We start from the raw sequence: 11,103 nt of genomic DNA, 5'->3' as shown, positions 1-11,103 counted from the left end.
GACTAATAAAACAGCTTTGTTTTCAGTGATCTCAAAAATTGATTCAACGATCGCCTGCGGTACACTTTCTACCACAAAGATCTGTGACAAAATCATGCTGAACAAGATCATCAGCATAATAGTACCGACTGAGGTTGATGCCTCTTTTGCTGCAGCTAAGAAGGTTTTCAGATCAAGCCCTTTATAGATCCAGAAACCCACCGGTATAGCGTATATAACTGCAACAGCCGCCGCTTCAGTTGGTGTCATAATGCCACCGTAGATGCCGCCTAAAATAATCACGGGCATCAGTAACGCAGGGGTCGCATTAAATCCGCGAGTCGTCGCTTCAGCAACAAACTCTTTTCCTTTTAAGCGTTCATTCAAAACCAAAGGAAACTTTCGAGCTAACCATACGTTAACCACGGAGAAGTTAAACATGATCAACAGACCGGGCCCTAATGTCGCCAGGAAGCAGGCCAGAATCGAGGTGTCCGTCACCCAGCCATAAACAATCATCGTGACGCTTGGTGGAATCAACAGCCCTAGCAAAGAAGCGTTCGCGATGAGCGCTGTTGCATATTCACGGGGGTAGCCTTGTTTTTCCATTTCAGGAATGAGTAGCGGGCCAATGGCTGCTACACCTGTTAAGCCTGAGCCTGAAATAGCGCCAATCAAAGCGCAGCTGACGGTCGCTACCACACCCAGACCACCGCGTAAGTGCCCGACAAAGATATTAACAAAGTTAAGTAGGCTGGCGGCTATCCCGCTAACACTCATGATAGTTCCCGCAAAAACAAACAGCGGTATCGCTAATAGAACTGGATTACCCAGCTGCTGGAATCCCCACAGCATATTGCCTTTCATGAAGACATCACCTAAGTAATACATCACCATCAGGCCAGCGCCAAAACAGTAAGGAAGTGGCAGGCCCAAGGTCAACACAACAACCAGAACAGCCACTGCTATCAGTGCAACTTCAATCATTTTATTGCTCCTTATCAGTAGTCAGGTCGCAGATGTGATTCCACAAGTGCCACGCGGTATAAAGCATCATCAAGACCATGCCGGTCAGCAAGGCCACATCGACATAGAAAGTTGGAATGTAAAGCGTTGGGCTCTCTTTCCATACACGCAGAGAGTATTTGGTAAAGTCCCATGCCCAATACGTTAGCCAGCAACCAATCACCAAACTCAGTATCTCGCCAACGATGGCTAATGTGGTTATCTGGCGTTTAGTCTTCAAGAAAATTTCCAGCACATTGGCTCGAATATGCGTATTCTCACGCGAGGCATTCACGGCACCTAGCATGTATAACCACAGCGTTGGATACAGCAGGGATTCTTCCAACCCCATAACTGGAATCTCTAACACGTAACGTGTGATTACCTGGAGAAACTGACCACCTGCCACTAGGCAGATCAGCCCGGTTAACAGATAGCTAGCAAACTTGTTCATCAGAAAGCTCCTTGGCCACTATTCTTATCGTTATCAGTCCATGAATTGTTGCAACGGGAAGGCATAAAATCAATTTCAAAATATTGATACTTCCATAATATTAAATTATGGTTAGTAATATTTCTTATGAATAACAGTTAGTTAAAAATCACAAATATTTTGTGAAAAGCTGATCTATCTTTTTAGTAATGGTTTTTCAGCGGATTCAGCCTAGGGGAAGGCAATATGAACATCACTATTCGCCAGTTGCAGTGCTTTCGTGAAGTTATGCGAACGGGATCAATTTCAGAAGCTGCCCGAACATTACAGCGAACCCAGCCTGCCGTGAGTAACATGATCGCCACGCTTGAAGACGAATTGGGAGTTGAGCTTTTCGAGCGACAACGTGGTCGACTGATTCGAAAGCCTGAAGCTCACTATTTTCTAGAAGAAGCTGGGCACATTCTTGATCGGCTCAGTAAAACCTCAAGAACAATGAAGGAGATCGCCGGGCTTGAACAAGGTCGACTGAGAATCGCCTGTATGCCTGCCGCAGCAAATTACCTGATGCCGCGGCTGGTAGCAGACTTTGTGCGGGACAAACCGAAAGTGAATGTGTCGATGATGATGCGCGCCTCTTCAGTGATTGAGGAATGGGTAGCTTCACAGCAATACGATATCGGGTTGGCAGAAACGCCACCTATTAACCGGGCTCTGTCGATGCGCACCTTTGTTCTTAAGTGTGTATGTGCCCTGCCATCAGATAGTCCTCTTGCAAGTAAAAAGTTCATTACGGCTAAGGATCTCTCGGGCGAGCCAATGGCAACCCTACATGATGACCATCCAAACTATCATTCAACCCGACAAGCATTCAAAAAACAGGGTGCAGAATTGAATCAGCGGTTTGAACTACGTAACTTCCAGCCGGCTTTGAAACTTGTAGAAGAAGGGCTTTGTTACTGTATCTGCGATCCGATGACCGCCAGTGGCTATCTTGAGCGATTTGATGATAGAGCCAAGCTGGTATTCAAGCGCTTTGAGCCGGAAGTTACCCTCTCTATCTCAGTTTTAAATCCAGCACATCGACCGGCATCTGTTCTGGCCAGTAGCTTTATTGATCTGCTGTTAAGTGAGATACAACGTCTTAATGATCAGTTCATGTGATTAGGTCACTTATGCTCTAGGTTGAGATTAAAGCCCTCGCGTAACTTTAATAGCCGCTAAGGGCCCGTGGCAGTATTAACAAAGGGTGAAAACTTTGACGATCCACCGTCTTGAGTCGATAGGTTCGAGCCTTGCTCCTTCATTTGCAATAAATACTGCTAACAATCGGGCTTCAGATGTTTTGCTTGGGTTTGATGTTGTTAATGGAGAAATTAAGCACGGAAGCAGTCCCCAAAAACAGTTATAGCTGCGTATTTCATCCTTAAATTAGTGGTTCACTGAAATCATTATTGTATTTTTTGAGACCGCCACAGTGTCGCTTCTCTTGATAACACCTCGGTATGATCCAAAATATAGTTCTATTAGCGTTAAAACTGTTTCAAATCACTTATATCTCTGTTTAAAATGGCGCTCTCAAAAGCTTCAGTCACTACTCTTTCTTCAATTTTTAGCCATCAGCTTATTAGTTGCCGCTTATCCTGATGAAAGAGCGGCTATGGAATCGCGTCACCATGATAAATTTTGCCAAGTTACAGTCTAAACTCACAATCCTGCGCAGTAATAAAGCGTTCGAGCTGTTTGTGGTGTTTGTCATTATCAGTTCGGCGCTTCTTGTTGGTGCGAAGACCTACGAGCTTTCCCCCCTTTCGCTCGCGCTTGTATCCTGGATGGATCGCTTCATTACGGCGTTCTTTCTGATTGAGATCACCATCCGTTTTCTGGGTGAGGAGAATAAGAAAGACTTCTTCAAAAACCCCTGGAACCTTTTTGACACACTGATCGTGACTATCAGCCTGATTCCTATTGATAACACTGATATGGCGCTAGTCGCCCGATTAGTCCGTGTATTCCGGGTGTTGCGGATGATATCTGTGATACCTGAACTGCGACTATTGCTTAACTCACTGATTAAAGCGATGCCTCAACTAGGCTACATTATCCTATTGATGTTTATAATATTTTATATCTATGCAGCTATCGGAAGCACTTTGTTTGAAGACATCAATCCAGTGCTTTGGGGTGATATTACTATTTCACTACTGACGCTGTTTCGGGTGATGACTTTCGAGGACTGGACCGATGTAATGTATGAAACGATGGAGGTATATCCACTTAGCTGGGTCTACTACCTGACTTTCATTTTCTTCACTGCGTTTGCGTTTTTGAATATGGTGATCGGTATTGTGGTTAACGTCTTAGATGAAGAGCACGAGAAGATCAGAAAGCAGGAAGCGATAGATGCACACGAGCCTACAATTGCTGATCTTCAATTGCAGCTGGAACAGATTAAGACGATGTTACAGCAGCAGACAAAGTAGTAACCTCTTTCGCCAAATACTCTAGCTGCGTTTTTAAACGCAGCTAGAGTCTGCTCTTCCACCATGACGCATTTCTTTCAGATAGTTACGTTGGTAATAATCGCTACAATCGTACTAAAGCAGCTCAGTTTTACTCAAGTCAACGTCACCTGAAAGGTTCACTTTTGCGAACTGTACTGTAGACGTATCTCTTTCTTATTCAGCTTCCCAACGCTGGTTTTAGGTATTTCTGTGACAAAGCTGATCTCCGAGGGTACCGCCCATTTATTAATTCGACCGCTCTCAACAAACTGCTTCAGATGTGTCTGAATTTCCCCGGTATCGACCTTTTCACCGGGCACTGGTACAACTAGAGCAAATGCACGCTCGTCCCATTTCTCATCGGGAACCCCTATAACGGCTACTTCTGCGACCTGTGGGTGCTGGCTGATCAGGCTTTCCAACTCAATAGAGGATATCCACTCACCTCCGGTTTTAATCACATCCTTTATCCGGTCTTTAATCTGCAATACACCGTTTTCATCGATGGAGGCAACATCGCCGGTATGCAGCCAGCCGTTTTGCCACAGCTCTTCGCTTTTTTCGGGCTCTTTGTAATAGCCCTGAGTCAGCCAGGGGCAGCGAACAACAACTTCACCGACGGTTTCACCATCATGGGGGAGATCATTGCCTGCCGGGTCTGCAATTCTTAGTTCTACCAGAGCGGTGGGTACGCCTGTTTTTATCCGTGCAGGCAGCTGTTCAGTTAAATCAAGCTCACGTTCTGAGGGACTTAAGCTGGTCATCGTCAGTATCGGGCAGGTTTCTGACATTCCATAGGCGGTATAAAGCAGTATCCCCTTGTCGGCCATCTGCTGTGCCAGTGCCATTGTTGGTGCGCTGCCGCCGGTGAGCATCTTCCACCCGCTCATGTCAGTATGTTCCGCTTCTTCACAGTTAAGAATCATCTGTAGCACGGTCGGTACGCCGTGGGAGAAGGTCACCTTCTCTTCCCGGTAAAGTTTAACTAATTTGTTCGGCTCGTAGCGCCCGGGATAAACCTGTTTTACACCGAGCATGGTAGCCAAATAAGGAACACCCCATGCATGCACATGGAACATGGGCGTCATCGGCATATAGACATCATCAGAGCGCATTAGCGGCTGACCATTATAGGCACCCATCGACACCGCCTCGGCCAGCGTATGCAGTACTAATTGACGGTGAGTAAAGTACACCCCTTTCGGATTACCAGTTGTGCCCGTGGTATAAAACATCGTCGCGACCGAGTTTTCATCGAAGTCGGGAAAGTCATATGCCTCACTGGCATCCTGCAGCAATGCTTCATACTCGCCTAGAGTATTCAGTGATGTTGTTACCTGTTGTTTTTCATCGCTCAGCTGAATATAACCACGCACGCTGGGTAGCTGGTCGGCTAATTGCTCAGCGATGACCACAAAATCATCATGGACCAATACAAAATTGTCTTCTGCATGATCCATGGTATAGCGAATTTGATCAGGACTAAGGCGGACATTTACGTGGTGCAAAACCGCACCGATCATCGGTACTGCAAAATAGGCTTCCAGATAACGGTGACTGTCCCAATCCATAACGGCCACGGTCTCTCCCGCCTGTACGCCTGCATCACTTAAGGCGTTTGCCAGTTTGCAGATACGCTTATACAGGGTTTGATAATCGTATCGAAACAGATCGCTATAGACGATCTCCTGGGTGGGGTTATATCGCTTCCCCGACAGCAATAAACTTTTGATTAACAACTGAGACGGATGGGCGTTAGCTGCAGGCTCTATTATTTTTGTTTTCATTGTTGTTCCCTTAATTAAATCATCGCGTCCTTCATGACAGGTTGCGTCATATGGGGCTCCGGTTCTTACAATTAGTCAGGGCTGGTGTTGGTCAGACCTTAAGTCTCTGGCTCTATGTTTTTCAGGTACTTTATTGAGATAGAGTATAGGCATAAATGAGGGGGGATCTGCAAATCATTATGTCGCGGGGAAAGCAGATTATGGGGTTCGTGTGCTGTGAGCCTAATTACGATGTTGTGTACTTAATTGTCCTGGATCAAACAATTTAAGCTATTAATTAATATGGATCAAAAAATAGGAATAACTCTTAGATACATTCTCCTGAGCGACCCTTACTATGCCGCACAAGTTCAGGACAACCAAGGATTAGGTTGTGGAACTCAGCAAAGTAGCTAGAAGGATTGCAGGAAGCATAGGCTACATGGAAATGGATCGCTGATCGGGGGAGGGTTTTATGGATATAACGCTCCCTCACCCTCTTTTTTATATTTATATCATTCCTCTTTTTTACCCGCACTTTTAAGCTTATGCTATTGGTACTTATGCCCTTTGTGCATTAACCAACCATCGGTATGGCGACCTCTCGGGTCATGATGGGTCCAATGCACAACGCCACCTTTACTATTCCACTCATATTCACCATTGAAGCTAACGCTGTCACCCTCTTCCAATGAGTTGATGCGCGGAGCCAGGTCGATATTATGTGCGATTAATATCGTTAGCCCGGATGACATACGCAGAATAAACTTCTGATGGCGGCTACCCTCTAGATCGTCTGGCAGTATTCGTGTGACAGTTCCTGTCGCGCTGATTTGAAGATTACTTTGGCGGTTCTTATACGCCTGTTGCAGGCCCTCATCGTTATTAACTAACGCCTGATCATTTGAATATTGTGACGCAAACTTAGGTTGATCGCGAAAGCTGTTGTAGCCCATGCCCAGAACAACGAGCCCGATCACTATAATAGCGATACTCAGCGGACTGATTCCGCCCTTGCGCTTAGATGATATCGCGCCTCGCGGGTTGTGTGAGCTGGGCTGGGAATGCTTCTGAGGCTTTGCTGGTGATGTGTTGCGGGTAACGCCGGAGATATGGGCATCAGCAGCCCGAAGTCTGCCATCGCTGCCCTTCATGGGCTGATAATGGATTATGTCGCCGGTGCGAGGTTTACGGGGGATGTTGCCGAAGTCTCGAATATGCACGAAGACGTCTTTGCTACTGTCTGCTGGCTTGATAAAGCCAAATCCTTTGTCATTTTTCCAGACCACCAACGTCCCTGTCTGCTGTTCCATTGGTCGTTATCTTCCTGTTAGGTACCTGCTGCTTATTACTTAGATCTCAACCCCATAGCGGCCTAGTGATTAATTGGCAGCTGCATATGGAAAGTTGACCCCAGATCAGGGTCTGAAGTGACTGCCATATGGCCCTGATGTTGTTCACTGATAATATAGTATGAGAAAGACAGATGCTGCCCGGTATCAAAATCTTCAGCCTGAGTACTATTGCTGAAAAACGGTTCGAACAATCGCATCTGCTCCTCGCTGGTCAGGCCAACACCGTTATGCTGAATCTTTACCCAAAGGTTGTCGTAGCTCTCTGAAAGAATGATTTTTATGGTTGGCTCGAAGCCTTCTTTTACCAGGCTTTCATTTCCAAGTTTCTTCTGCATCGCAATACAGGCGTGACGGAACAGGCTAAGGAAAACCTGCTGTAATTCGGTGATATAACAGGGGACCTGTGGGAGGCCTTTTTCAATCTGCCATTCCAGCTTCACCTCTCTAAACATCAGCCCTTCAGAGATTGTGATTACCTCTTTACCCAGGTTAACCGTATGCTCCATTACATCAACAATGTCGGCCATCTGTTTTTCAGCTTGGCGATTACGGGCGAACGTCAGCAGGTTGTGAATAATGCTGGAAACCTGGTCGCCTTTATCGGACATATCCCTGAAGATCACATCCATCTGAGCTGATGTATCACTATCGCCCTGCTCTAGAGCTGGAACGGACGCCATGATGTTTTTAAATCGCTTTATATCCATCAGGATCGACTGCAATGGGATATTAATATCATGGGCCATAGTTGAGGCCAGCTCCCCCATAAACGACATCTTGTCGTTATGGATTAGCAGGTTTTCAGCTGTCGTTTGTTTTGAAACGTCATCCACCAGAATAACAACCCCGGCTTCGGTGCCCTGCAATGGATAGATGGTAATGTCAAAATGAGACAGGCTTCGAAGGCTCTGTTTCAGGTGGATTGTTTTGTTCTGTTCAATCGCCTGCTGAATATGTTCTGGTACCACGGTCATGGTTGGGTAGGCTTCCCAAAGCGTTTTTCCGAGCGCCTTCTCAGAAGATACGCCAGACAATTCTTCAACTCGCCTGTTCCACTGGGTTACCTGCCCATCTTTGTTTAGTCCTACCAGCATCAGAGGCATCGAGGTGAGTATGTCTTTGACATATGACTCAGACGCACGTAGCTGATCAGAGGTGATGACATGCTCTGAAATCTCGGATTCCAGTAACAAGTTGCTCTGCGTTAGCTTCTTGTTTGATTCGTCTATAGTTGCTGTTCGCTCTTTAACCCGCTGTTCCAGTTCTTGCTTAATGGTGGTCAGTTCACGATTAGCTCTGTGGGCACGCCGGCTATAAATAAACAGATATACCGCTGCGATCGACAGAATAATGATTAGCGTTGCGCTACTAAAATTAGCCAGATGTTGCCACTTGGTTTTACCGTTTTCATCTTTAAATAAGTCGATGCCAGCGGCAGCCCAAGGGCTATGTAAACAGAGTGCGAGTACAAAGAGTGCATGTTTAATCATATGTATTTTAACTAATCCTGATGAATAACGGAGAGGAAGTTCTGCCATGATAATAATTGACCGATAAGAATAATAGCCGCTTTAATTGCCTGAATATAGCCTTAGTCGGATTTTGATATCCGTTTTACTCTATAGGAGCTGGTGCTGATGTGATTATTAACATTGCATCTTGCTCAAAGGAAATTGCTCTATAAGCCTTAATTTATGCTTTCCCGGAATAAGGATTTTACGTCTATTGGTCAATTGCCGTCATTTGTGAACCTGGCAGACGGCCGCTTCGGCTTTGACGTAGACGCTTAACCGGACGCTCATCAATGAAGATATGAATAACCGCAGTGAGTAAGGCTATTCCTGCGGCAGCCCACCAGACGCTGTTATAACTACCAGTTTGATCGAACATGTAGCCGCCCACCCAGACACCTGTAAACGAGCCCAGCTGGTGATTCAGGAAAACAATGCCGTATAGAGTCCCCATATGCTTAAGACCAAACATCTGTACGACTAGGCCCGAAGTTGCCGGAACGGTTGCCAGCCACAGAAAGCCGGTCGCAATTGAGAATAGATAAACGGAGGTTGTCGTCATTGGCAACAGCATGAATAACGCTATAGCCACTGCCCGAAGCGCATAGATAATACCCAACAGATTTTTCTTTGAATAGCGGCCTGACCAAGAGCCGAAGAGCAAACAGCCAAAGATATTAAACAACCCAATGAGCGACAGACTGGTCACGGCGACTGAAGCGTCAAAACCTTGATCTGACAAAAATGAAGGCATATGCACCGTAATAAACGCAAGCTGAAAGCCACAGACAAAAAAGCCAGCGATCAATAGCCAGTAATGTAGATGGCCCCCCGCTTCCTGCAGTGCTTCTTTAAGGGGCTGTGATGATTCTTCCTGGTCAGCTTCACCTCCCTCTGAATCCTTGCGAAAAGGCGCAGCAAATATCAGCATGCAAAGCGCCCCGCCGCCCAACAGCAGTAAGGCTGTTTGCCAGCCATAGCTGGCAATAAAGGCCTGAGCTACCGGGATAACCATTAGCTGGCCAGCAGAGCCGGCCGCGGTACCCAATCCCAATGCGAAAGCACGTTTTTCAGGCGCAACCATACGCGCTAGTGCTGGCAGAATCACGCCAAAGCCGGTTCCGGCAATGCCCATCCCAATCAGAATGCCCGCCCCGCTGTGAAGTGCCCAGGCGCTATCAGCCGTGGCTGTCAGATACATTCCCAATGCGTAGATCAGCGCTCCGATAATCAGTGTTTTGAACGTACCAAAACGATCAGCAAAAGCGCCAGTAAAGGGCTGAAACAGACCCCAGCAGAGATTCTGTAACGCCAGAGAAAAGGCAAAAACTTCACGGCCATACCCAAACTCACTGGATATAGGCGCCATAAAGAAACCCATTGATGAGCGCAAGCCAAAGTTGATGGCAAGTATCAAACAGGCGGCAACGACGAATATGCTCAGAAGCTTTACATGATTATTCATAGGATTGTATTCGATAAGGTCCAAGCATTGAGATGATATGGCGTTAACTAAGCGCTCATTATACAGATCGAAAATGGCAATCGGCAGGTACAGATGGTGATAGAAATGACGTAAAACTGATTAACAGCCTTGTACCCGCTTTACTGAAAACATTCTCTTCCAGAGAGTCGTTTCAAACATATATGTATTCCCTTGCTGTTTTTCTACTACGCTTATCTCTGTTATAGGCATTATTTAAAGAGGTAAAAGGTTATGTCTGATCACCATACTTATAAGAAAATTGAGGTTGTTGGTTCCTCGCCAAAAGGGACTGATGATGCGATTCGTAATGCGCTGGCGGAGTGTAGTAAATCGTTAAAAAACATCGATTGGTTTGAGGTTATTGAAACTCGTGGACATGTTGTAAATGGTGAAATCGGACATTTCCAAGTAACTCTGAAGGTCGGTTTCAAACTGGAGCATAGTTAGAATAAAACAGGAGCATGAGTTTTTTGCTTCTATAAAAATCAATTTAAAATCAAATTTATAAGAAGATTATCTATAAATTAGTTTAACTCATGATAGTTTTTCTTTATCGGGTGTTTTTTTGACTTTGTAATTGTTTTTTGGGGTCAATTCAAGCTAATCGCCTAAGTCCTGATTTTTGATAAAGTACGTGTATTAGTCAGGTGCGGCCAAAGAGCAAAAACTGAATATAGCTTTAAAAAACAGAACCGCTTCCCTTCTATCTCATGCCCGGTAAATCGAATTCTCCAGCAGGTCTAAAGGCTACAATGCCCGCTGTCATAGCGCTATCGATATATAGTTTTCAGTCAGCTGACGGAGAGCCCGCATTTAAAGTCAAACAACAACAACAGACCCAACCCCTGCACGAGTCATATATTTAGGTGGTAGATCGCCACAGGCAATATCGATCAATTATGTAGCATTTAGATTCATCGCTCCCATTACTCGAGTTCTCCCAAGAAAACTCACCAACGACCCATAAATAAGCGGCTCCTTAATCCAGGGAATACTTTGTTGTGGGCTTTGATAGCTGCAGATACAACAGGCCCTGCCGACCTTTGGGTCTAGCAGATATAAGC

General features: G+C 45.7%; 9 protein-coding genes. 3 read left to right on the top strand and 6 right to left on the bottom strand.

The genetic code is table 11. The features are described from left to right. Both QZZ54_RS12140 and QZZ54_RS12135 read right to left on the bottom strand, forming a co-directional pair. A partial coding sequence (locus QZZ54_RS12140; RefSeq protein WP_290702954.1) for a TRAP transporter large permease occupies positions 1 to 966 on the bottom strand: 966 nt, incomplete at its 3' end. Position 967: 1 nt separating this feature from the next. Continuing rightward, on the bottom strand, positions 968 to 1,438 hold the full coding sequence (locus QZZ54_RS12135; protein WP_290702953.1) for a TRAP transporter small permease subunit: 471 nt from the start codon (positions 1,436 to 1,438) through the stop codon (positions 968 to 970). A gap of 225 nt (positions 1,439 to 1,663) precedes the next feature. Here QZZ54_RS12135 and QZZ54_RS12130 point away from each other — a divergent pair, with 225 nt between their 5' ends. Both QZZ54_RS12130 and QZZ54_RS12125 read left to right on the top strand, forming a co-directional pair. Further along, complete coding sequence (locus tag QZZ54_RS12130; protein ID WP_290702952.1) at positions 1,664 to 2,581, top strand: LysR substrate-binding domain-containing protein; 918 nt, start codon at positions 1,664 to 1,666, stop codon at positions 2,579 to 2,581. A 512-nt stretch (positions 2,582 to 3,093) separates the two neighbouring features. Next, entirely contained in the window at positions 3,094 to 3,900 is an 807-nt protein-coding gene (locus QZZ54_RS12125) for an ion transporter (RefSeq protein WP_290702951.1), read from the top strand. Between the two features lie 158 nt (positions 3,901 to 4,058). On the opposite strand, the gene QZZ54_RS12120 is transcribed toward QZZ54_RS12125, so the two are convergent. The 4 genes from QZZ54_RS12120 to QZZ54_RS12100 form a co-directional block, all read right to left on the bottom strand. After that, complete coding sequence (locus QZZ54_RS12120) at positions 4,059 to 5,708, bottom strand: fatty acid--CoA ligase (RefSeq protein WP_290702950.1); 1,650 nt, start codon at positions 5,706 to 5,708, stop codon at positions 4,059 to 4,061. Positions 5,709 to 6,238: 530 nt separating this feature from the next. Next, complete coding sequence (locus tag QZZ54_RS19195) at positions 6,239 to 7,000, bottom strand: DUF3465 domain-containing protein (RefSeq protein ID WP_366645519.1); 762 nt, start codon at positions 6,998 to 7,000, stop codon at positions 6,239 to 6,241. 62 nt (positions 7,001 to 7,062) lie between these two features. Next, positions 7,063 to 8,532 carry an ATP-binding protein gene (locus QZZ54_RS12105; protein ID WP_290702949.1) on the bottom strand — a complete coding sequence of 490 codons (1,470 nt, stop codon included), beginning with the start codon at positions 8,530 to 8,532 and terminating at the stop codon, positions 7,063 to 7,065. 232 nt (positions 8,533 to 8,764) lie between these two features. Then, complete coding sequence (locus QZZ54_RS12100; RefSeq protein ID WP_290702948.1) at positions 8,765 to 10,018, bottom strand: MFS transporter; 1,254 nt, start codon at positions 10,016 to 10,018, stop codon at positions 8,765 to 8,767. A 252-nt stretch (positions 10,019 to 10,270) separates the two neighbouring features. Here QZZ54_RS12100 and QZZ54_RS12095 point away from each other — a divergent pair, with 252 nt between their 5' ends. Then, positions 10,271 to 10,486: a dodecin gene (locus tag QZZ54_RS12095; RefSeq protein WP_290702947.1), complete on the top strand. Its 216-nt coding sequence runs from the start codon at positions 10,271 to 10,273 to the stop codon at positions 10,484 to 10,486. The last annotated feature ends 617 nt before the right edge of the window (positions 10,487 to 11,103 follow it).

The organism is Amphritea sp., assembly GCF_016744155.1.
In the GTDB taxonomy this organism is placed as follows: domain Bacteria; phylum Pseudomonadota; class Gammaproteobacteria; order Pseudomonadales; family Balneatricaceae; genus Amphritea.
The sequence above is the reverse complement of the archived record's forward strand: the minus strand, read 5'-3'. Positions and strand labels throughout refer to the sequence as shown.